The following is a 20,471-nucleotide window of genomic DNA, read 5'->3' as shown; positions in this document are numbered from 1 at the left end:
ATGGCACTCACCCGTGAAGAGATGGCCGCCCGCGCTGCCAGCGAGCTGACCGACGGCGACTACGTGAACCTGGGCATCGGCCTGCCGACCCTCGTGCCCAACTACGTCCCCGACGACGTCGAGATCGTGCTCCAGTCGGAGAACGGGATCCTGGGCGTCGGTGCCTACCCCAGCGATGACGCGGTCGACGCCGACCTGATCAATGCCGGCAAGGAGACCGTCACCCTGCGCAAGGGCGCCTCCATCTTCGACTCCGCCACCAGCTTCGGCATGATCCGCGGCGGCAAGGTCGACGCCGCGATCCTCGGCGCCATGCAGGTCGCCGAGAACGGCGACATCGCCAACTGGATGATCCCCGGCAAGATGGTCAAGGGCATGGGCGGCGCGATGGACCTCGTCCACGGCGCCAAAAAGGTCATCGTCCTCATGGAACACGTCGCCAAGGACGGATCACACAAGATCGTCCGCGAGTGCGCGCTGCCCCTGACCGGCAAGGGCGTCGTCCAACGCATCATCACCGACCTCGCCGTCATCGACATCACCGACGACGGCCTCGTCCTACGCGAGCTCGCCCCCGGCATCACCACCGAAGAGGTCATCGCCAAGACCGGAGCCGACCTGCGGGTCGAGCTCGACCGACGACCACCGCCGGGCCATCCGCAGCCCTCGCCGGTCAGGCGTCCCTGACCCGGGCGAGGGCTGTGGCCGTGACCCTCGTGGTCGAGCCGAAGGCCACGACGAGAGGCCATTGCGGGCTGCGCTGCACGAGACCGGTCGTCGGGGACGATGCGGACGAGGACACCACGAGAACGGGGGCGCCGAGCCCCGCCGCGAGGGCCGCGTCGCTCGTCTGGCCTGACGAGGTCCTCGCCAGGACGACGCTCGTGCCTGCATAGCTGCGCCGGAAGTAGTGCGCCAGATCTGCCGAGACCTGCGACGAGGTGGCGGCCCCGAAGCGCGAGGTGCGGAAGCCGTCACGCACGAGGTCGGCCTCGACCGCTGGCGGGACCTTCGTCGTCGACCCGAGCAGCCGCACCGAGCGCGCCCCGGCCCGGATCAGGGCCGCGGTGCTCCTCGGACCGACACCTGTCGACTCGGCCCACACGATGGGCTCGTGGCGCAGGCCCGCGACGGCGGAGAAGGCGCTGGCCTCCAGAAGCGACGACGCCGTCGTCACGCCCGCCCTCGTCACCGTTCCGCCCTGCGCCATGAGGTCGACGATCGCGGCGGACGTGTAGTCCTTGTTGCTCATCCCGACACGCGTCACCGAGATACCCCGGGCGCGCAGCTCGGCAACAACGGGGGTGCCAACCATGGGTCCCCCGGCCACGAGGTAGGCGCGCCTGACCCGCGAGCCGCGGCGATCCAGCTCACGGCGGGTTGCCGCGGTGAGCTGGCTGCGCCCGCTCAGCAGGAGCGGCGCCTGGAGCGACCCGGCCAACGGACGAGCCATGACAAGGTGCGCGACATCCGCCTCGTAGCTGCTCGCGATGACGACGGTGCTCGCGCTCAGGGGTGCGGTGCGTGCGGACGCGGCGGCGAGGTCCGGCGGGGTGGACCCGGCGACGCGAGTGGTCGGGCGGTGGATGGCCGCTGACGAGGTCCCCACGGCCCGCCGCATCTCGTCGCCACCCAGGGTCCTGGTCGTCCCGGCGCTCGAGGTCGCGAGGGCCTGCCGGACGGTCCCGGCGCTCGTGCGCTCGGACAGGTCGAGCGACGCGACGTCGGGCAGGCCGAAGGCCGAGGCCAGGCGCGCCGAGGTCACCGAGGCGCTCCACGTGCGTCGAGGGTTGTCCGCAGTGGTGCTCCACGAGTCAGCGACTCCCCGCAGGTATGGCACGGGGGCGCCCGGCCAGACGTCCTCGTTGTTGACCGTGCGGCCGCCCGAGGACGACGAGTAGAGGGCCTCGATGACCTGACCCTGGTACCGAGGCACGTATCCGGTCGTCGAGCTCCCACCGACTGCCACCGCCGACTGCCAACGCGACCAGTACGTGGCCTCGCCGCCCAGCGGGACAGGGCCGTAGACCTGGTCGCTGACTCCGTCCCGCACGTGGCACGCGCACTCGGCCCGCACGCCTGCCGACACCTTGCGCACCGCGTAGGCCCTGGCGGCGGCCGCCTGAGCCTCGAGTGCGGCGGCCGGCCAGGACCAAGGCACCTCGCGCAATTGATCGAGGTATTCGTCGGCCAGCCGGAGGTGCAGGACCCCTTCGAGCGTGGCCGCACCCGGTGTCGGCGTGATGACGAAGGGGGCGTGACGGTAGCGCCGACCCGAGACGGACAGCTCGGTGCGTTGCTCGTCCCAGGTCGCGGTGATCGAGGTGCCGCGGATCGACGTCGGGGTGCACGTGGAGCACGTGGCGACCACGGCGGCTCCCGAGCGCCCGATGGAGATCGTCTGCCCCGGGTCCGCCCGCATGCTCGTCTGTCCCGCAGTCACCCGCACGGCGCCACCTCCGCTCGAGCGCGTCCGGCCCACGACGGACGTCGAGGTCCGCCCACGCACGATGTTGACCCGGATCGTCTGGGTGTCCGGTACGGCGTCGTAGGTCGTCCCCCGGTAGTAGAAGGCCAGGATCTGCTGCGCGCTGCGACCGGCCTTCGCCTGCGCGAGCGCGCCGTACTGGCTCATGCCGACGCCGTGGCCGAACCCGGCCCCGCTGAAGGTCCACGGACCGGGTGCGGCGGACGAGACCGCGTGGTCGGCTGCTGCCGACGTGGTCGCGGCGCGCGCTCCGGTCGACGGCACCAGGACGAGGGACACGGTGAGCACGGTGCCGAGGAGGGCGGTGAGGCAGCGACGGCGAAGGGGGTCCGGCATGCCGTGATTGTGCACCGGTCAGTCCGTCGTGGACAGCCCTGCTGACAGGTGGGACGGGGAGGTGATGAAGCCCAGGCCCCACGACCAGTGCATCGTCGCGATCGCGACGGGGACCCGCACGCGGACCGCCGGGTCCTCCCCCTTCGAGATGGCCCATCCACCGAGGGTGACGCCCGCTGCATACCCCACCGGGACGAGCCACGCGGGGCGCCAGGCGAGACCGACCAGGGTCGCGGCGACGGTGCCCACCACCATCGTGGGCGGCGCGAGGTACCGGGAGTTGGCCGTGCCGGGGTGGAGGCGCGCGACGACGCGGCGCCACCGGCCGTAGTTGAAGTACTGGTCGGCGAGCGTCGACAGGCTCGAGCGCGGTCGATAGGTGACCACCAGGTCCGGCGTGAACCACACGCGCCCACCCGTCGTGCGGATGCGGTGGTTCATCTCCCAGTCCTGGGCCCGGGCGAAGTGCGGGTCGTAGCCACCGACCCGCTCGAGGGCCTCCCTGCGGAAGACCCCGAGGTAGACCGTGTCGGACTCGCCTGCCGTGCCCCCGACGTGGAAGCGGGAGCCGCCCACCCCGAGCGGGCTCTTCATCGCGCAGGCGATCGCCCGCTCCAGGGCACTGACCCCGACCGCGTCCATGATCCCGCCCACGTTGTCCGCGCCGGTCTCCTCGAGGACCGCCACGGCGTCCCGCAGGTAGTCACGGGGGATCTCCGCGTGCGCGTCGACGCGGGCGACGATCTCGCCGGTCGATGCAGCGATCGCGGCGTTGAGGCCTTCGGGGGTGCGCCCCGAGGGGTTGGGGACCGTCCGCACGCGAGGGTCGGCGGCGCTCAGCCGGGCCGCGATCTCGTCGGTCGCGTCGCTCGAGGGGCCGAGGGCCAGCACGAGCTCCAGCTCGCCGGGCCAGTCCTGGTCGAGCACCATCGCCACCGAGTCGGCGAGGTGCCGGGACTCGTTGAGGACGGGCATGATCACGCTGACACGGGGAGGCACGCCCTCAGTATGGACAAGGTCATCGTCGCTTCCTCGGGGACTCGCCGCTCTCGTACGGCGGGGTGCCAGCCTTTGCTCCTATCCTCCTTGACATGCCTGATCGTCCCCCCCGTCCCGGCCGGCCCGCCGGCGAGCGCCCCAGCGGCCGACGCCCCAGACCCCGTCGTCCCGACGACGACGCGATGACCTTCGACGTCCGCAAGGGTCCGCGCAGCGGCGACGACGCCCGCGCGATCCCCACCGGCAAGCGCCAGCGCCCTCGTCGTCCCGACCCCGCCGAGCAGGCCCCGCGCCCCCGGGCGCAGCGCCCCCCCCCCCCGGACCAGGCCCGCCCCCAGGACCAGGCCCCTCGCCAGGGTCAGACCCCTCGCCAGGGTCAGGCCCCTCGCTCGTCCTCTGGTCGCCGGCCCACCGAGGAGCCCCGCACGCGGGTCATGCCGGCCGGCACTCCCCCTTCGCGCCCGACCGCTGACCGGCCGGAGCGGCCGCAGCGCCGCACCCCTCCACCCGGAGGGTCGGGACCACGACGTCCCGCCGACCGCCCTCGTGACGCGGGCGGCCCCTCCGGCCGTCGTCGCCGACCGATGCGCACCTTCCTCACCGTCGTGCTGGTCCTCGCGCTCCTCTGGGGCGGCAGCATGGTCTGGGCGGTCAACTCCGCGTGGAACGAGGTCGCCAAGGTCGATGCCACCCCCGATGGCGATCGTCCGCAGGGCGGGCAGGGCCGCAACGTGCTGCTCGTGGGCAGCGACTCGCGCGCCGGTCTGTCGGCCGAGGACCGCAAGCGGCTGGGTACCGGCTCCGACACCGGAGGCGCACGCACCGACTCGATCCTCGTGCTGCACACCGGCAGCGGCAAGTCGACGCTCATGTCGATCCCTCGCGACTCCTACGTGGAGATCCCCGGCCAGGGGATGAACAAGATCAACGCGGCCTTCAGCATCGGCGGGCCCAAGCTGCTGGGTCAGACGATCGAGCAGAGCACCGGCCTCAAGATCGACGGCTACATGGAGATCGGCTTCGGCGGCTTCGCGAATGTCGTCGATTCCGTCGACGGGGTCAACATCTGCGTCAAGAACGACATGAACGACGAGAAGGCGCACATCAACCTCAAGAAGGGCTGCCAGGTCCTCGACGGCAAGAACGCCCTCGGCTACGTGCGTGCCCGCTACTCCGACCCGGAGGGCGACCTGGGTCGGGCCAAGCGCCAGCGCCAGTTCCTCGGTGCCCTCATGGGCAAGATCGCCACGCCGAGCACCGTCCTCCAGCCCTGGAAGGTGCACTCCATCGGCACCAAGAGCGCCGGAGCACTCACCGTGGGTGAGGACGACTCGCTCTTCGGCACCGCGCGGGCCTTCTGGGCCTTCCGCTCGATCGCCAAGGGCGACGGGTACTCCGTGACGGTCCCGGTCTCCAACAACGCGCTGCCGACTCCCGCCGGCACCGCGGTCCAGTGGGACGAGGCGAAGTCCAAGCAGCTCTTCGACGACCTGCGCGAGGACCGTCCGGTCGTGGTGCAGCCCAGCGACTCCTGATCAGTCACCGACGAGCAGCACGACGAGCGTCCGGGGGCCGTGCACGCCTTCGACGCGGCTGAGCTCGATGTCGCTCGTGGCGCTCGGTCCGCTGATCCACGTCTGGGGCCGCTGGGGGTCCAGCCGCCGGACGGCGTCGGGCACGTCGGGGACCACCTGCCCGGAGCGCACGATGCACACGTGCAGGTCCGGCAGGAGGGTCAGGGCCCGGCGGCCCTGGCCCTCACCGTGGTCGAGGACGACGGTCCCCGTGGCGGCGATCCCGGCCGCACACGTGGTGACGACCGCGTCGAAGCCCTCGAGCTCGCCGTGGTCGGCCGCGTCCCGTGCGACGGCGTCCTCGGCCAACCGCCCGACGACGGCCTCGACGACGGCCTCGGGCAGCCCCTCGGGCAGGATCACCCGCTGCGCGTCACGCAGTGCCTTCAGGACGTGAACGGACACCTGCGAGGACTCGCACCTGACGACGGTGGCCCGGTAGTCCGCGACGAGCTCGGCGAAGCGCTCGAGCATCGCCGCCCGGTCGACGGGAGGCACCGTGGGCTGCGGGGCGGGTGGCTGGCCACGGGGGGCGTCCCGGACGGCCTCGCGGACCGCGGCCAGGATCTCGTCGCGCGCGCTCATCGGGTCCTCTTCCACCAGCGTCGGAAGGATTCTGTGGGTGGGACCGGCAGGTCCCGGGTGCGGGTCCACGCGGAGCCGGGCGAAGGGAGCCAGCCCAGGACCTGTCGTCCGGACGAGTTGGTCCGGCGGCTGACCCGCCCCAGGACCGCTCCGGCGAGCCCGCTCGCCCGTTGCCCCAGGGCCATCCGACGCGAGGAGCTCAGGGCCCACGCGCTGGCCCGCATCACGGCCGGCTCCGCGTGCGGGCGCCGGTCCTCACGGTGGGCGTCGACGACCTGCGCACGCAGGTCGACCAGGACGGTCGGGATGTCGATCTTGACCGGGCAGACCTCGTAGCAGGCCCCGCACAGGCTGGAGGCGAAGGGGAGGGAGTCGACCTGCTCGTCGTGCCCCACCCCCTTCAGCAGGGGGTTGAGGATGGCCCCGATCGGTCCGGGGTAGACCGAGCCGTAGGCGTGCCCCCCGGTGCGCTCGTAGACGGGGCAGATGTTGAGGCAGGCCGAGCAGCGGATGCACCGCAGGGCCTGCCGGCCGACCTCGTCGGCGAGCGCGCGGGTGCGGCCGTTGTCGAGCAGCACGACGTGGCACTCCTGCGGGCCGTCGCCCTCGGTGACCCCGGACCACGTCGAGGTGTAGGGGTTCATCCTCTCGCCGGTGCTCGAGCGAGGGAGCAGCTGGAGGAAGACGTCGAGGTCGTCCCACGTCGGCACGATCTTCTCGATCCCCACGACGCTGACGAGGACCTCGGGCAGGGTCAGGCACATCCGGCCGTTGCCCTCGGACTCGACGACGACGAGGGTCCCGGTCTCGGCGACCGCGAAGTTGGCCCCGGACACCGCCATGCGGGCCCGCAGGAACTTCTCGCGCAGGTGCAGCCGGCTCGCCTCGGCGAGCTCCGCCGGGTCGTCGGTGAGGTCCTCGGGCGCGGCGCGGCCCACCTGCCCCATCTCGGAACGGAAGATGTCGCGGATCTCGGTGCGGTTGCGGTGGATGGCCGGCACGAGGATGTGGCTCGGCAGGTCGTGCCCGAGCTGGACGATGAGCTCCGCGAGATCGGTCTCCCAGGCGGAGATGCCCCGCGCCTCGAGCGCCTCGTTGAGCTCGATCTCCTGGGTGGCCATGGACTTGACCTTGACCACCTCGCTGACGTCGTGCGACTGCGCGATGTCACCGACGATGTCGCACGCCTCCTCGGCGGTGCGGGCCCAGTGGACCGTGACGCCGCGTGCGACCAGCTGCTCCTCGAGCTCGACGAGGTACCGGTCGAGGTCGTGCAGCGCCGTGTCCTTGATGAGAGCCGCCCGGGTCCGCAGCCCCTCCCAGTCGTCGAGCTCGTCGATGACGTGGGCCCGCTTGTCCCGGATCGTGCTCGTCGCCCGGTGCAGGTTGCGGCGCAGCTGCTCGTTGCCCAGCGCCTCGTGGGCCGCCTCGGGGAAGGGCGGCATCCCGAGGAAGGTCGGTGCGTCGGTGCTCATGCCGTCTCCTCCTGCGCCGCGAGGACCTCCGCCAGGTGCATGGTGCGCACCCCGGCTCGCTGGCGGGAGAGGACCCCGCCGATCTGCATGAGGCATGACGAGTCGCCGGCCACGAGCACCTCGGCCCCGGAGTGGACGACGCCGGCGGCCTTGTCCTGGCCCATGGCGCTGGACACCTCGGCGTTCTTGAGTGCGAAGGTCCCACCGAAGCCGCAGCACTCCCGCTCCCCCGGGAGGTCGACGAGCTCGAGCCCGCGGACCGCCTCGAGCAGGCGGCGGGGCCGGTCGCCGACCCCGAGCATGCGCAGCGAGTGGCAGGTCGGGTGGTAGGCGACGGTGTGGGGGAAGCTCGCGCCCACGTCGGTCACCCCGAGGACGTCCACGAGGAACTCGCTGAGCTCGTAGGCGCGGGGGGCCTGGCGCTCGACGGTGGCCACCAGGCCGGCGTCGCCGGAGCGCCGGGCGACGATCTCGTGCTGGTGGCGCACCGAGCCTGCGCAGGAGCCCGAAGGGAGCACCACGGCGTCGTGGTCCGCGAAGGCCCGGTGGTAGGCCCGCACCACGGGCTCGGCCTCGTCGAAGTAGCCGGTGTTGATCATCGGTTGGCCGCAGCAGGTCTGTGCCGCAGGGAAGTCGACGTCCACCCCCAGCCGCTCGAGCACGGTGACAGTGGCCTTGGCGACATCGGGGAACATCGTGTCCCCGATGCACGTGGCCATGAGCGCGACCCGCATGCGTGGCCCCCTTCATCGATGTTCGGCGGTCGGTCCTCAGGCTATGCCCCAGACCCGGTGCTGTGCGTCGCGTCACATCGACATATCGTGCAGTCCATGGACAACACGCTGCAGAAGATCGGGGTCGTGGGATGCGGCCTCATGGGTGCCGGCATCGCCGAGGTGTGCGCCCGGGCCGGCTCCGACGTCATCGTCGTCGAGTCGAGCCAGGAGCGCGCCGACGCGGGACGCGGCCGGTTGGAGAAGTCGCTGCGCCGCGCGGAGGAGCGCGGCCGCCTCGACAGTGCCGACGAGGTACTCGGGCGCATCCGCGTCGTCACCGAGCTCGGTGACCTCGCCGACCGCGACATGGTCGTCGAGGCGATCGTCGAGGACGAGGGGGCCAAGGTCGAGCTCTTCAAGCAGCTCGACGAGATCGTCACGTCACCCGACGCGATCCTCGCCTCCAACACCAGCTCCATCCCGATCATGAAGCTCGCGACAGTCACCAAGCGGCCCTCCAACGTGCTGGGCGTGCACTTCTTCAACCCGGTGCCGGTCCTCAAGCTCGTCGAGCTGGTCCCCTCGCTGATGACGGCGGACGACACCGTCGAGCGGGCCCGCACCTATGTCGACGGTGAGCTCGGCAAGCACGCGATCACCTGCCAGGACCGGGCCGGCTTCGTCGTCAACAGCCTGCTGATCCCCTTCATCCTCAGCGCGATCCGCATGTACGAGTCGGGCTTCGCGACGGCCGAGGACATCGACCAGGGCTTCGTCCTGGGCGCCGCGCACCCGCAGGGCCCCCTCGCCCTCGCCGACCTCATCGGCCTCGACACCACGATGGCCGTCGCCCAGTCCCTCTACGAGGAGTTCAAGGAGCCGCTCTACGCTCCCCCGCCGCTCCTGCAGCGCATGGTCGACGCCGGCCTGATGGGCCGCAAGTCCGGCCGCGGCTTCTACACCTACGACAGCTGACCGACGCGCACGTCCGGGTGCGGATGGAGGCTCGGACGGCCCCAAGACTCCGGCCGTGAACGGCCTGCGTCATGAGTCGGGCCGCCCCGACCTCCACCCACGCCCTCAGTGACCTCGTCGCTGCCTGGCGTCGTTGTGCGCGCCCGGCCCACCCTCTCGGGGGGACCGGGTGTGCACAACGACGACGGGCCCAAGGGGGGAAGCCGCCTCGAGTGTGGAGTGGCGCGCATCAAGAAAAGTCCGGACCGTCTACGCAACGTGACGTATGCGTAGAGCGGTCCGGACTTTTCAGTGCGCCACCCCATCCTCGAGGCGGCGTACCCGATCGAGGCGGCGTACCCGATCGGGGCGACGAACCGATCGGGGCGGCGAAGGGAGAGGGCTCAGCGAGCGGTCGGCAGGCCCTTGAGGAGCTGACGTGCCATGACGATCCGCTGCACCTGGTTGGTGCCTTCGTAGATCTGGGTGATCTTGGCGTCGCGCATCATCCGCTCGAGCGGGAAGTCGCGGGTGTAGCCGGCGCCGCCGAGCAGCTGGACGGCGTCGGTGGTGACCTTCATCGCGACATCGGAGGCGAAGCATTTGGCGGCGGCGCCGAAGAAGGACAGGTCTGCGTCGTGGCGCTCGGACTTGGCGGCGGCGACGTAGACCATCTGGCGGGCGGCCTCGAGCTCCATCGCCATGTCGGCGAGCATGAACTGGATGCCCTGGAACTCGGCGATGTTCTTGCCGAACTGCTTGCGCTCCTTGACGTACGCCAGGGCCTCGTCGAGGGCGCCCTGGGCGATGCCGACGGCCTGGGCGCCGATGGTGACGCGGGTGTGGTCGAGGGTGCGCAGGGCGATCTTCAGCCCCTCGCCCTCGGCGCCGACGATGCGGTCGCCGGGGATGCGGCAGTTGTCGAAGTGCAGCTCGCGGGTGGGCGATCCCTTGATGCCGAGCTTGCGCTCCTTCTCCGAGAAGCCGAAGCCCTCGTCGGACTTCTCGACGACGAAGGCGGAGATGTTGTTGCCGCGGGCGCCGTCGGGGTCGGTGACGGCGAGCACGGTGTAGAGCTCGGACTCGCCGGCGTTGGTGATCCACGCCTTCTGGCCGCCCAGGATCCAGTCGTCGCCGTCCTTGGTGGCCTTGCACTTCATGCCGGCGGTGTCGGACCCGGCCTCGCGCTCGGACAGCCCGTAGCTGAAGCCCTCGCCCTTGGCCAGGCGCGGCATGTACCGGGCGTTGATCTCGTCGGACCCGCCGAGGATGACGGGCATCGAGCCGAGCTTGTTGACGGCCGGGATGAGGGACGAGGAGGCGCACACCCGGGCGACCTCTTCGATGATGATGCAGACGGCGAGCGCATCGGCACCGACGCCGCCGTGCTCCTCGGCGACGTGGGCCGCGTGGAAGTCGCTCGCGATGAGCGCCTGGTTGGCCTCGGTCGGGTAGCGGGACTCCTCGTCGACCTCCGCGGCGAAGGGCTTGATCTTCGCCTCGGCGACCGCCCTCACCGCCTCGCGGATGGCCTCGTGGTCCTCGTTGGTCCGGAACAGGTCAAAGTCTGGGTTCGCGCTCACGGAGCCTGATGCTACCCGTGCCTCGCCGACCCGGTCCCGGACGTCCGGCGCAGGCTCGGGTCAGGAGTCGGTGCCGAAGAGGTCGCGGGTGTAGACCTTGTCGGCGACGTCTGCGAGGTCGGTGGTGCGGCGGTTGGCGATGATGACGTCGGCCTCGCGCTTGAAGGCCTCAGCGTCGCGGACGACGCGGGAGCCGAAGAAGGTCTCCTCCTCCATGGCCGGCTCGAAGATGATGACCTCGATGCCCTTGCCCTTCAGGCGCTTCATGATCCCCTGGATGGAGGAGGCGCGGAAGTTGTCGGACCCGGCCTTCATGATCAGCCGGTGCACGCCCACGACCTTGGGCTCGCGGCGCAGGATGTCCTCGGCGACGAAGTCCTTGCGGGTGCGGTTGGAGTCGACGATGGCCTGCATGAGGTTCTGCGGGACGTCCTCGTAGTTGGCCAGCAGCTGCTTGGTGTCCTTGGGCAGGCAGTAGCCGCCGTACCCGAAGGACGGGTTGTTGTAGTGGGTGCCGATGCGCGGGTCCAGGCCGACTCCGTCGATGATCTGGCGGGTGTCCAGGCCCAGTCGCGCGGCGAAGGTGTCCAGCTCGTTGAAGTACGCCACCCGCATGGCCAGGAAGGTGTTGGCGAAGAGCTTGATCGCCTCGGCCTCGGTGGAGTGGGTCAGCAGCACGGCGGTGTCGCTGTCCTCGGCGGCGCCCAGGAGCAGGTCGGCGAACTGCTGGCCGCGGTCGCTGACCTCGCCGACGACGATCCGGCTGGGGTGCAGGCTGTCGTGCAGCGCCTGGCCCTCGCGCAGGAACTCGGGGCTGAAGACCAGATTGTCCGTGCCCAGCTGCTCGCTCAGGCTGGCGGTGAAGCCGACGGGGATCGTGGACTTGACGACCATGACCGCCTGCGGGTTGATCCGCATGACATCGCGCACCACGCCTTCGACCGACGAGGTGTCGAAGTAGTTGGTGTCCGGGTCGTAGTCCGTCGGGGTTGCGATGACGACGAAGTCGGCGTCTGCGTAGGCCTGCTCGTTGTCGAGGGTGAAGGTCAGGTCCAGGTCGCGGTTGGCCAGGAAGTCGACGATCTGCTCGTCGTGGATCGGACTGCGGCCGGAGTTGAGCATCTCCACGCGGCGGGCGTCGATGTCGAATCCGACCACGTGGTTGTGCTGGGCCAGCAGGACGGCCATGGACAGGCCCACGTAGCCCGTCCCGACGACGGCGATCTTGGTAGTCACATGATCCTCACGGAGCTTGGTGGCGGGTGGTTCCTCGGCGCAGTATGACCGAAGGAGGAGGACATTCCATGAACAGCATGGCGTGGACCGTTGATTCCCGTCCTCGGGGAGCGTTGGATGGGTCACATGAGCCTCACGCACAAGAACGACACGGAGACGATGCGACGTCTCATCGCCGACCCCGGCACCTGGGTGGTCGTCGGGCTGAGCAACAACACCGAGCGTGACGCCCACCGCGTCGCCAGGTGGCTCAAGCACGAGATGCACAAGGCGATCGTCCCGGTCCACCCCGAGGCCGAGGAGGTCGACGGCGACACCGGCTACGCGACGATCTCCGACATCCCCGATGGTGACGTCAAGGTCGTCGACCTCTTCGTCAACAGCAAGGAGGTGGGAGCCGTCGTCGACGAGGTCATCGCCAACAAGGACCGCCTCAAGATCGACGCCATCTGGATGCAGCTGGGCGTCGAGGACCCCGCCGCGGCCGACCGTGCCCGCGAGGCGGGGCTGCTCGTCGTCATGGACACCTGCCCCAAGATCGAGTGGCGCCAGCTGCGCAACGAAGGCGCCTCCCGCTGACCGAGCGCCGGGTCAGTCCCCGGCGACCTGCCGACGCAGCCGCTCACCCTTGGCGTGAGCCTGCGCGGCCAGGTCGGTCGCGAAGTCCGCGAGCGCGGAGCGCAGGCGCGCCGCCTCATCGCCCTCGCCGGAGGCGAGGATGCGCACGGCCATCAGCCCGGCGTTGCGCGCCCCACCCACGGCCATGGTGGCGACGGGGATCCCGGCAGGCATCTGCACGATCGACAGCAGCGAGTCCATACCGTCCAGGTGCTTCAGCGGGACGGGCACGCCGACGACCGGCAGTGTCGTGACCGAGGCGAGCATGCCCGGGAGGTGGGCCGCTCCCCCGGCGCCCGCGATGATGACCCGCAGCCCGCGGTCGGCGGCCTCCTGCCCGTAGGCGATCATCTCGGTCGGCATCCGGTGCGCGGAGACGACGTCGGCCTCGTAGGCGATGCCGAAGTCGGAGAGGACGAGCGCTGCCGCCTCCATCGTGGGCCAGTCGCTGTCGCTGCCCATGACGAGACCGACCGTGGCGGTCGTGTCGACACTCGTGGCTGCGGTCATTCGGTGATCACTCCCTGGATGTAGTCGGCTGCGTGCCGGGCCCGCTCCCGCAGGTCGTCCAGGTCGCTGCCGCTGACGTTGACGTGCCCGATCTTGCGGCCGGGGCGCACGCTCTTGCCGTACATGTGCACCTTCAGCTCCGGGTCGCGGGCCATGAGGTGGCGGTAGGTCGGGTACAGGTCCGTGGGCTCCCCGCCGAGCACATTGCCCATGACGGTCCACGGCTCGCGGGCGCGGGGGGAGCCGAGCGGGAGGTCGAGGACGGCGCGCAGGTGCTGCTCGAACTGCCCGGTGACGGCGCCGTCCATGCTCCAGTGGCCCGAGTTGTGCGGTCGCATCGCCAGCTCGTTGACGACGACCGACCCGTCCTCGAGCTCGAAGAGCTCCACGGCCATGACGCCGGTGACCTCGAGGGCGGCAGCGATGTCGAGACCGATGACGGTCGCTGCCGATGCGGCCTGCGCGTCCAGCCCCGGGGCCGGCGCGATGACCTCGGTGCAGACCCCGTCGGTCTGCACCGTCTCGACGACGGGCCAGGCCGCGGCCTGGCCGGAGGGGCTGCGGGCCAGCAGGACCGACAGCTCCCGGACGAAGGGGACACGCTGCTCGAGCAGCAGCTGCTCGCCACGCTCGGCGGCCGCAGCCAGCCACTCACGGACGTCGTCGATGCGCTCGGCGAGGAGCACCCCCTTCCCGTCGTAGCCGCCCCGGGGGGTCTTGACGACGACCGGCCAACCCAGCTCGTCGGCGAAGGCGATCACGTCCTGCTCGCTGCTCGCCGCCGCCCACCGGGGGCACGGCACACCGGCCTCGGTGAGGGCCGCACGCATGACGAGCTTGTCCTGGGCGTGCAGGAGCGCTGCCGGTCCGGGATGGACGGCCACACCGTCCGCGAGGAGCGCATCGATCACCTCGGCAGGCACGTGCTCGTGGTCGAAGGTGATGACATCGCAGTGGCTGGCGAACTCGCGGACCGTCGCGACGTCGGTGTGGTCACCGACGGGGGCGAAGGGGGTGACGAGCGCTGCGGAGACGTCGGGCGCCTCAGCAAGGACTGCCAGGGTCACGCCGAGCTCGGCAGCAGGGCCTGCGCACATGCGTGCGAGCTGGCCACCGCCGATGATGCCGACGACGGGGAAGCCACCAGGGGCACGGGGGGGAATCGACACGTGCCGAAGGATACGTTGCGCGCATTCGGCCCGCCCGCGATTACGCTGCTCGAGATGTCCGAATCCACGCAAGCCTCCCGAGACGCCCCGACCGGCACGCCGTCCGCGCGCCGTCGAGGCGGCTTCGCACGCCTTGTCGACACTGTGTGGCACGAGATGGCGAAGTTCGGCCTCATCGGCGCGATCTCCTTCGTCATCGACCTGGGCGGGATGAACCTCCTGACGCACACCGTCCTCGACGACAAGGTGACGACGGCGCGCATCATCAGCGGGGTGACCGCCACGGCCTTCGCGTGGTTCGGCAACCGGAGCTGGACCTTCGCCCACCGGCGCTCGCGACCGGTCCACCACGAGGTCACCCTCTTCTTCGTCGTCAACGGCCTGGCCCTGATCATCTCCACGGCCTGCCTGGTGCTCTCGCACTACGGCCTCGACTACACCTCTCGGTTGGCGGACAACATCGCCACCGTGATCGGGATCGGGCTGGGCACGCTCTTCCGCTTCTGGGCCTACAAGCGCTTCGTCTTCGCCAACGAACCGATGGACGAGGGCACCTCGCCCCGGGTGCACGAGCCGGACGTCCAGGAGCTGGACGAGCCTCCCACGGTCTGAGTGGTCAGGCCGTGGTCAGGACCGGCTGCACGGCTGGCCCCGGGGCCGGAGGTCAGCGGCTCCCCGGCCCGGACAGGAAGAGCGCGAAGACGGCCGGCTGGGTCCTCACCAGCTGCAGCCTCCCGCCGTTGCGCTCCGCGAGCTGTCGGGCCAGGCCCAGGCCGAGGCCGGAGCCGTGGGAGGTGACCGAGCGCTCGAAGATGTGCGGCGCGATGGCCGCGGGCACGCCCTCCCCCTCGTCGCGGACCTCGATGACGACCGACCCTCCCGAGCCGCGCATCTCGATCTCGACGCGTCCGGCACCGTGGTCGAGCGAGTTCTCGATGAGGGTCTGCAGGATCTGCGCCAGGTCGACCGGCGCGGCCCGGACGGCGAGGCCCGGCGGGCCCTGCACCCGCATGCTGCGGTGGGCCGCGGTGAAGGCCGGCTGGTACTCCCGCTGCAGGCCGGCGAGGACGGAGTCCAGGGAGATCTCGGGCAGCTGCGCCTTCTCCCCCTTCGAGCGGGTGCGCATGGTGTCGACGACGCCGGTGAGCCGCTCGACCTGGGTCACCGCGACGGCCGCCTCGTCGCGCACGACCTCGATGTCGTCGGTCAGCCCGATCTCCTCCAGGCGCATCAGCAGCGCCGTCAGCGGGGTCCGCAGCTGGTGCGAGGCGTCCGCGGCGAAGTCACGGTCCAGCGCGCGCTGCTGGGCCAGCTCGCCCGCGAGCCGGGCGAGCTCCCCGGCGATCCCGTCGACGTCGCTCAGGCCCACGACCGCGCGGGGAAGCGCTCCGCCGCCGTCGCGGATCGCCGCCACCTGGTCGTGGATGTAGGTGATCCCCTGGGCTCGCCGCCGGTCGATGGACCGCAGGACGACCAGCGCCAGGCCGCCGCTGGCGGCCACGGCCAGGGCCGGTGCGATCAGGATCCACGCCAGCATGTCGATCCCGAGGACCCGCACCCCCTGCGAGCCCGTCGCCGCGATCGCCACGACGCCCAGGACCAACGCGGTGAGGGCTGCCGCACCGACCACGGCGGCAGCCACCATGCGGTGGACCTGGGTCGAGAAGGTCACGAGTCGAAGCGGAACCCGACACCACGGACGGTGGCGATGTGGCGGGGATCGGCGACGTCATCGCCGAGCTTGCGGCGCAGGACCGAGATGTGCATGTCCAGGGCCTTGGTCGAGCCGTACCACTCGGTCTCCCAGACCTCAGCCATGAGCTGCTCACGGGTGACGACCCGGCCGGTCTCCCTGACGAGGACGCTGAGCACGGCGAACTCCTTGGCGGTGAGCGACAGCTCGTCGCCGTGGAACCACACGCGGCGGCTGTCGAGGTCGATCCGCAGGGGTCCGGTGGGCTCGAGGGTGTCGTCGCTGCGGCGGCGCAGCAGGGCGCGCACGCGGGCCATCAGCTCCGCGAGGCGGAAGGGCTTGGTGACGTAGTCGTCGGCGCCCGCGTCGAGGCCGACGACCGTGTCGACCTCGTCGGCACGCGCGGTGAGGACGAGCACCGGGACGTCGGAACCCGTCGCCCGCAGCCGGCGGCACACCTCGAGGCCATCGAGCGTCGGCAGGCCCAGGTCGAGCACAAGGAGATCGGGAGGCGTGCCGAGGGCGGACTCGAGCGCGTCGCGCCCGTCCTCGTGGACGGTCACCTCGTATCCCTCACGGATGAGAGCCCTCGCCAACGGGTCTGAGATGGCGGCGTCGTCCTCGGCCAGCAGAACTCGAGTCATGGTCGGATCATAGGAAGAGTTCCTCAGACATGCGCGGTGACATCTCGAGATCGACGCACACCGGTCACCCGCACGAGGCGACTCGGGACGACCTCGCCGATGCCCCGCAGGGCTCGGGGGCGCGTGGGCAGGGTGGAGAAGCCACTCAGGGGTTCGAGCAGCCGGGCGAGCGCGTCGTCGACGAAGACACCCCCGGGAGGGGCCGCCGCCGTCAGGCGGCTCGCGCGGTTGACGGTCGTGCCGAAGACGTCCCCGAGCCGGCGCACGACCGGGCCGTGCGCCATGCCGACACGGGCCGAGGGCAGCAGGTCGTCCTCGCTCATCGCCTCGACGAGGTCGAGCGCGATCGCGGCGGCCGGGGCGACCTCGAAGGTCTGGAAGAGCACCTCGTCACCGACGGTCTTGATGACGCGGCCGCCGTGCGCGGTCACCACGTCGGTGCACAGGTCCTCGAAGCGCTGGACCATCCGAGCCAGGTCGCTCTCCGTGAGCCGGCGCACCACGGAGGTGAAGTTGACGAGGTCGGCGAAGCCGATGATCGAGGCCCGGGTGCTGTCGTCCTCGACGGTCAGCAGCCGTTGGATGGACGCAGTGAGCTGGCGCCGCCACACGTAGACGACGAGCGGCTCCAGCTCGTCGGTGAGCGAGGTCAGCCGGGCAGCGGCCGCGGCGGAGTCGCCGGCGGCGGCCTCGTCGGGGGCATCGCCGTGACGCAGGCGACCGATCTCCTCGCTGACGAGCTGCACCTGCCAGGCAGCGAGGCGGTCCATGGTCCTGGCGATGGCCCGGGTCATCGCCAGGGCGAAGTCCTCGGGGAGGCCCTCCTCGCGCACCATCGCGGCGACGCTGCTCAGCGCGGCGAGGTCGGCCTCGGTGAACATCGTGTCGCCCTCGTGGACGACGGGGAAGCCCATGGCGTGCCAGAACTTGCGGGCCGAGCGGATGGAGACACCCGCGCCGCGCGAGACCTCACGTCGGCCCATCGATGCGGGCCGCCCCAGGAGCGCGCGCTCGAAGGCCTCGAGGTCGGCCTCGGTGCCGGCAGGCTCGAGGGCCGGCTCGCCGTCGGGGACCTCGGGAGCTGCGTCGTGCGACAACGGCACCTCCGCGAGTCGGGATCGGGCAGGGCGGGAAGGGGGTGGCTCCCGTCAGGGGCGAGGCGGCACTCCCGCAGGGCGGATGTGCTGCACGTCACCAGCGGCCACGGTAGCGGAGCCCTCGGCGCCGGTGACGACGAGGCGACCGTCGTCGTCGACCCCGGTGGCGACCACCTGCTCCACCGAGCCGTCGGGGCGGTGCACGTCGACCTCCTTGCCGATGGTCGTGCACGCGACGCGATAGGCGGCGTGGACCCCCTTCGCCCGCTCCCCGCCGGCCACGAGGTCCTCGTGCCGGGCTCGCAGGTGGCGCAGCACGCCGGCGGCGAGGTCCGTGCGGTCGACGTCGGCACCGAGGAGGCGAAGGGAGGTGGCCGTCGGTACCGGCAGCTGGTCCCGCTCGTGGTGGACGTTGATCCCGATGCCGACGACGACGCCAGCGCCGTCGGGCAGCATCTGGCAGAGGATCCCGCACAGCTTGCGGTCGCCGTCGTCGGTGGCCAGCACGTCGTTGGGCCACTTCAACCCGACCGCGACTCCTGCGTCGGACAGCGCGGCCCTGACGGCCACCCCGGTCGCCAGGGGCAACCACCCGGGGGTCGGGGGGATGGGGACGAGCACGGACATGGCCAGCCCCGCTCTCGGCACCTCCTGCCAGGCCCGCCCGAGGCGCCCACGTCCAGCGGTCTGCAGATCTGCCAGGACGGGGGACCACGGCCGGGCGCGCTCGGCCGCCTCGGCATTGGTCGATCCGGTGACGTCGAGATGCACGACCGGGCCCCACGCGTGTGACGTCGGCAACTCTGTGGTCAGACGCTGGACGTCGATCGGAGTGAGCATGTCGGCAAGGCTAGGCTGCCGAGCATGTCCCAGAGCACCGAGACCACAGACGCTCAGGCGATCGGTGGCACCGACGTCCCCGCTGACATCGACATCCACACGACGGCCGGCAAGCTCGCCGATCTCAAGCGTCGCGTGGCCGAGGTGGCCAACGCCGGATCCGAGCGAGCCATCGAGAAGCAGCACGCGCGTGGCAAGAAGACCGCCCGTGAGCGCATCGCCCTCCTCCTCGACGACGACAGCTTCGTCGAGATGGACAAGTACGCGCGCCACCGCTCGACCGCCTTCGGGCAGGAGGCCAACCGTCCCTACGGTGACGGTGTCGTCACCGGCTACGGCACGGTCGACGGTCGGCAGGTCGCGATCTTCGCCCAGGACTTCACCGTCTTCGGCGGGTCGCTCGGTGAGGTCTTCGGCGAGAAGATCACCAAGGTCATGGACTTCGCGATGAAGATCGGCTGCCCGGTCATCGGCCTCAACGACTCCGGCGGCGCGCGCATCCAGGAGGGCGTCGTCTCCCTCGGTCTCTACGGCGAGATCTTCAAGCGCAATGTCCACGCCTCGGGTGTCATCCCCCAGATCTCGCTCATCCTGGGCCCCTGCGCCGGCGGCGCGGTCTACTCCCCCGCCGTCACCGACTTCACCGTGATGGTCGACCAGACCTCGCACATGTTCATCACCGGCCCCGACGTCATCAAGACCGTCACCGGTGAGGACGTCGCGTTCGAGGACCTCGGTGGGGCCCGCACGCACAACACCAAGTCCGGCGTCGCCCACTACATGGGCACCGACGAGGAGGACGCCATCGACTACGTCAAGGCGCTCCTGTCGTACCTGCCGAGCAACAACCTCGAGACCGCGCCCGTCTTCGGCGGCGAGCTCGACCTGGCGGTCACCGACACCGACCTGGCGCTCGACACGATCATCCCGGACTCGGCCAACATGCCCTACGACATGAAGGCCGTCATCGAGTCCATCGTCGACGACGGTGACTTCCTCGAGGTGCACCAGCTCTTCGCGCCCAACATGATCTGCGGCTTCGCCCGAGTCGAGGGCCAGTCCATCGGCATCGTGGCCAACAACCCGATGCAGTTCGCCGGGACCCTCGACATCGACGCGTCGGAGAAGGCCGCACGCTTCGTGCGTACCTGCGACGCCTTCAACGTCCCGGTCCTCACCCTCGTCGACGTCCCCGGCTTCCTGCCCGGCACCGACCAGGAGTGGAACGGCATCATCCGCCGCGGCGCCAAGCTCATCTACGCCTACGCCGAGGCCACGGTCCCGCTCGTCACCGTCATCACCCGCAAGGCCTACGGCGGCGCCTACGACGTCATGGGCTCCAAGCACCTCGGTGCCGACATCAACCTCGCCTGGCCCACGGCCCAGATCGCGGTCATGGGCGCCCAGGGTGCCGTCAACATCCTCTACCGCAAGCAGCTGGCTGCCGCCGAGTCCGAGGGGCGCGACGTCGACGCCGCGCGCCAGGAGTTCATCAGCGCCTACGAGGACGCCCTGGCCAACCCGTACGTGGCGGCCGAGCGTGGCTACATCGACACGGTCATCTCGCCGAGCAACACGCGGATGAATGTCTCCAAGGCGCTGCGGGCCCTGCGCACCAAGCGCGAGACGCTGCCGCCCAAGAAGCACGGGAACATTCCGCTATGAGCACCGCTCCCGAGCAGGCTCAAGGCTCCGAGTCCGTCGACGGCCCGGCGGCGCCGGCGGGCCCGCGCATCGAGGTCCTCGGTGATGCCTCCCCCGAGCAGGTCGCCGCGCTCGTCGCGGTCCTGTCCGGACTCGGTGGTGGCGAGGAGGAGGCCCCGCAGGCCCCCCCTTCGCGCTGGTCCGCCCCCGCGCGGCTGGTGCGCCACGAGGTGCACCCCTCGCCCGGTGGCTGGGTGGCCTCCGGCCTCCCCCGCTGACCCGAGCACAACCACAGCAGCTGATTCGAAGA

General features: G+C 70.9%; 20 protein-coding genes. 7 read left to right on the top strand and 13 right to left on the bottom strand.

What is annotated here, in order from left to right; translation table 11 throughout:
• Positions 1–687, top strand: a complete 687-nt coding sequence (locus EXU32_RS03125; protein ID WP_130628585.1) for a CoA transferase subunit B — start codon at positions 1–3, stop codon at positions 685–687.
• Here the strand turns inward: EXU32_RS03125 and EXU32_RS03120 are convergent.
• Both EXU32_RS03120 and EXU32_RS03115 read right to left on the bottom strand, forming a co-directional pair.
• Positions 674–2,824 carry a SpoIID/LytB domain-containing protein gene (locus tag EXU32_RS03120; protein ID WP_130628584.1) on the bottom strand — a complete coding sequence of 717 codons (2,151 nt, stop codon included), beginning with the start codon at positions 2,822–2,824 and terminating at the stop codon, positions 674–676. The genes EXU32_RS03125 and EXU32_RS03120 overlap by 14 nt on opposite strands.
• An 18-nt stretch (positions 2,825–2,842) precedes the next feature.
• A complete protein-coding gene (locus EXU32_RS03115) occupies positions 2,843–3,799 on the bottom strand; it encodes a glycosyltransferase family 2 protein (protein ID WP_130631026.1) in 957 nt (318 codons plus the stop codon).
• Positions 3,800–3,915: 116 nt separating this feature from the next.
• Here EXU32_RS03115 and EXU32_RS17400 point away from each other — a divergent pair, with 116 nt between their 5' ends.
• A complete protein-coding gene (locus EXU32_RS17400) occupies positions 3,916–5,358 on the top strand; it encodes an LCP family protein (protein ID WP_242612867.1) in 1,443 nt (480 codons plus the stop codon).
• Here EXU32_RS17400 and EXU32_RS03105 read toward each other — a convergent pair whose 3' ends face one another.
• The 3 genes from EXU32_RS03105 to EXU32_RS03095 are packed head-to-tail and all read right to left on the bottom strand — an operon-like array spanning position 5,359 to position 8,191.
• On the bottom strand, positions 5,359–5,982 hold the full coding sequence (locus EXU32_RS03105; protein ID WP_130628583.1) for a LutC/YkgG family protein: 624 nt from the start codon (positions 5,980–5,982) through the stop codon (positions 5,359–5,361). It lies immediately after the preceding gene.
• The gene (locus EXU32_RS03100; protein WP_130628582.1) at positions 5,979–7,457 is read right to left on the bottom strand and encodes a LutB/LldF family L-lactate oxidation iron-sulfur protein; all 1,479 of its coding nucleotides are present in this window, start codon (positions 7,455–7,457) and stop codon (positions 5,979–5,981) included. Before EXU32_RS03100 ends, EXU32_RS03105 begins: the two co-directional genes overlap by 4 nt.
• Positions 7,454–8,191 (bottom strand): (Fe-S)-binding protein, encoded by a 738-nt coding sequence (locus tag EXU32_RS03095; RefSeq protein ID WP_165399559.1) that lies wholly within the window; start codon positions 8,189–8,191, stop codon positions 7,454–7,456. The genes EXU32_RS03100 and EXU32_RS03095 overlap by 4 nt, the downstream gene beginning before the upstream one ends.
• A gap of 96 nt (positions 8,192–8,287) precedes the next feature.
• On the opposite strand from EXU32_RS03095, the gene EXU32_RS03090 reads away from it, so the two are divergent.
• Entirely contained in the window at positions 8,288–9,148 is an 861-nt protein-coding gene (locus EXU32_RS03090; RefSeq protein WP_130628581.1) for a 3-hydroxybutyryl-CoA dehydrogenase, read from the top strand.
• 383 nt (positions 9,149–9,531) lie between these two features.
• Here EXU32_RS03090 and EXU32_RS03085 read toward each other — a convergent pair whose 3' ends face one another.
• Both EXU32_RS03085 and EXU32_RS03080 read right to left on the bottom strand, forming a co-directional pair.
• Entirely contained in the window at positions 9,532–10,710 is a 1,179-nt protein-coding gene (locus EXU32_RS03085) for an acyl-CoA dehydrogenase family protein (RefSeq protein ID WP_130628580.1), read from the bottom strand.
• Between the two features lie 60 nt (positions 10,711–10,770).
• Positions 10,771–11,898, bottom strand: coding sequence for a nucleotide sugar dehydrogenase (locus EXU32_RS03080; RefSeq protein ID WP_130631023.1), 1,128 nt, complete (start codon positions 11,896–11,898; stop codon positions 10,771–10,773).
• A 174-nt stretch (positions 11,899–12,072) separates the two neighbouring features.
• Between EXU32_RS03080 and EXU32_RS03075 the strand changes: the two genes are divergently transcribed.
• Positions 12,073–12,525 carry a CoA-binding protein gene (locus EXU32_RS03075; RefSeq protein WP_431603040.1) on the top strand — a complete coding sequence of 151 codons (453 nt, stop codon included), beginning with the start codon at positions 12,073–12,075 and terminating at the stop codon, positions 12,523–12,525.
• Between the two features lie 12 nt (positions 12,526–12,537).
• Here the strand turns inward: EXU32_RS03075 and purE are convergent, their stop codons facing one another.
• Both purE and EXU32_RS03065 read right to left on the bottom strand, forming a co-directional pair.
• Complete coding sequence (purE, locus tag EXU32_RS03070; RefSeq protein WP_130628578.1) at positions 12,538–13,074, bottom strand: 5-(carboxyamino)imidazole ribonucleotide mutase; 537 nt, start codon at positions 13,072–13,074, stop codon at positions 12,538–12,540.
• Positions 13,071–14,243 (bottom strand): 5-(carboxyamino)imidazole ribonucleotide synthase, encoded by a 1,173-nt coding sequence (locus EXU32_RS03065; protein WP_130628577.1) that lies wholly within the window; start codon positions 14,241–14,243, stop codon positions 13,071–13,073. Before EXU32_RS03065 ends, purE begins: the two co-directional genes overlap by 4 nt.
• Positions 14,244–14,297: 54 nt before the next feature.
• On the opposite strand from EXU32_RS03065, the gene EXU32_RS03060 reads away from it, so the two are divergent.
• Entirely contained in the window at positions 14,298–14,855 is a 558-nt protein-coding gene (locus EXU32_RS03060; RefSeq protein ID WP_130628576.1) for a GtrA family protein, read from the top strand.
• A 52-nt stretch (positions 14,856–14,907) separates the two neighbouring features.
• Here EXU32_RS03060 and EXU32_RS03055 read toward each other — a convergent pair whose 3' ends face one another.
• The 4 genes from EXU32_RS03055 to EXU32_RS03040 are packed head-to-tail and all read right to left on the bottom strand — an operon-like array spanning position 14,908 to position 18,517.
• Positions 14,908–15,915, bottom strand: coding sequence for a sensor histidine kinase (locus tag EXU32_RS03055; RefSeq protein ID WP_242612866.1), 1,008 nt, complete (start codon positions 15,913–15,915; stop codon positions 14,908–14,910).
• A complete protein-coding gene (locus tag EXU32_RS03050; protein WP_130628575.1) occupies positions 15,912–16,580 on the bottom strand; it encodes a response regulator transcription factor in 669 nt (222 codons plus the stop codon). The genes EXU32_RS03055 and EXU32_RS03050 overlap by 4 nt, the downstream gene beginning before the upstream one ends.
• Positions 16,581–16,603: 23 nt before the next feature.
• Positions 16,604–17,683 carry an adenylate/guanylate cyclase domain-containing protein gene (locus EXU32_RS03045; RefSeq protein WP_130628574.1) on the bottom strand — a complete coding sequence of 360 codons (1,080 nt, stop codon included), beginning with the start codon at positions 17,681–17,683 and terminating at the stop codon, positions 16,604–16,606.
• Positions 17,684–17,728: 45 nt separating this feature from the next.
• Positions 17,729–18,517: a biotin--[acetyl-CoA-carboxylase] ligase gene (locus tag EXU32_RS03040; RefSeq protein WP_130628573.1), complete on the bottom strand. Its 789-nt coding sequence runs from the start codon at positions 18,515–18,517 to the stop codon at positions 17,729–17,731.
• A gap of 24 nt (positions 18,518–18,541) precedes the next feature.
• Here EXU32_RS03040 and EXU32_RS03035 point away from each other — a divergent pair, with 24 nt between their 5' ends.
• Both EXU32_RS03035 and EXU32_RS03030 read left to right on the top strand, forming a co-directional pair.
• A complete protein-coding gene (locus tag EXU32_RS03035; protein ID WP_130628572.1) occupies positions 18,542–20,182 on the top strand; it encodes an acyl-CoA carboxylase subunit beta in 1,641 nt (546 codons plus the stop codon).
• Complete coding sequence (locus EXU32_RS03030; RefSeq protein WP_130628571.1) at positions 20,179–20,439, top strand: acyl-CoA carboxylase subunit epsilon; 261 nt, start codon at positions 20,179–20,181, stop codon at positions 20,437–20,439. The genes EXU32_RS03035 and EXU32_RS03030 overlap by 4 nt, the downstream gene beginning before the upstream one ends.
• Positions 20,440–20,471 lie beyond the last annotated feature (32 nt).

Origin of the sequence: Janibacter limosus, assembly GCF_004295485.1 — a bacterium.
Classification (GTDB): Bacteria; Actinomycetota; Actinomycetes; order Actinomycetales; family Dermatophilaceae; genus Janibacter; species Janibacter limosus_A.
The sequence above is the reverse complement of the archived record's forward strand: the minus strand, read 5'-3'. Positions and strand labels throughout refer to the sequence as shown.

Bases quoted from the DNA above. Each gene is read 5' to 3' on its own strand.
- EXU32_RS03125 (WP_130628585.1), top strand. From the start codon at position 1: ATGGCACTCACCCGTGAAGAGATGGCCGCCCGCGCTGCCAGCGAGCTG.
- EXU32_RS03120 (WP_130628584.1), bottom strand. From the start codon at position 2,824: ATGCCGGACCCCCTTCGCCGTCGCTGCCTCACCGCCCTCCTCGGCACC.
- EXU32_RS03115 (WP_130631026.1), bottom strand. From the start codon at position 3,799: ATGCCCGTCCTCAACGAGTCCCGGCACCTCGCCGACTCGGTGGCGATG.
- EXU32_RS17400 (WP_242612867.1), top strand. From the start codon at position 3,916: ATGCCTGATCGTCCCCCCCGTCCCGGCCGGCCCGCCGGCGAGCGCCCC.
- EXU32_RS03105 (WP_130628583.1), bottom strand. From the start codon at position 5,982: ATGAGCGCGCGCGACGAGATCCTGGCCGCGGTCCGCGAGGCCGTCCGG.
- EXU32_RS03100 (WP_130628582.1), bottom strand. From the start codon at position 7,457: ATGAGCACCGACGCACCGACCTTCCTCGGGATGCCGCCCTTCCCCGAG.
- EXU32_RS03095 (WP_165399559.1), bottom strand. From the start codon at position 8,191: ATGCGGGTCGCGCTCATGGCCACGTGCATCGGGGACACGATGTTCCCC.
- EXU32_RS03090 (WP_130628581.1), top strand. From the start codon at position 8,288: ATGGACAACACGCTGCAGAAGATCGGGGTCGTGGGATGCGGCCTCATG.
- EXU32_RS03080 (WP_130631023.1), bottom strand. From the start codon at position 11,898: ATGGCCGTCCTGCTGGCCCAGCACAACCACGTGGTCGGATTCGACATC.
- EXU32_RS03075 (WP_431603040.1), top strand. From the start codon at position 12,073: ATGAGCCTCACGCACAAGAACGACACGGAGACGATGCGACGTCTCATC.
- purE (WP_130628578.1), bottom strand. From the start codon at position 13,074: ATGACCGCAGCCACGAGTGTCGACACGACCGCCACGGTCGGTCTCGTC.
- EXU32_RS03060 (WP_130628576.1), top strand. From the start codon at position 14,298: ATGTCCGAATCCACGCAAGCCTCCCGAGACGCCCCGACCGGCACGCCG.
- EXU32_RS03050 (WP_130628575.1), bottom strand. From the start codon at position 16,580: ATGACTCGAGTTCTGCTGGCCGAGGACGACGCCGCCATCTCAGACCCG.
- EXU32_RS03040 (WP_130628573.1), bottom strand. From the start codon at position 18,517: ATGCTCACTCCGATCGACGTCCAGCGTCTGACCACAGAGTTGCCGACG.
- EXU32_RS03035 (WP_130628572.1), top strand. From the start codon at position 18,542: ATGTCCCAGAGCACCGAGACCACAGACGCTCAGGCGATCGGTGGCACC.
- EXU32_RS03030 (WP_130628571.1), top strand. From the start codon at position 20,179: ATGAGCACCGCTCCCGAGCAGGCTCAAGGCTCCGAGTCCGTCGACGGC.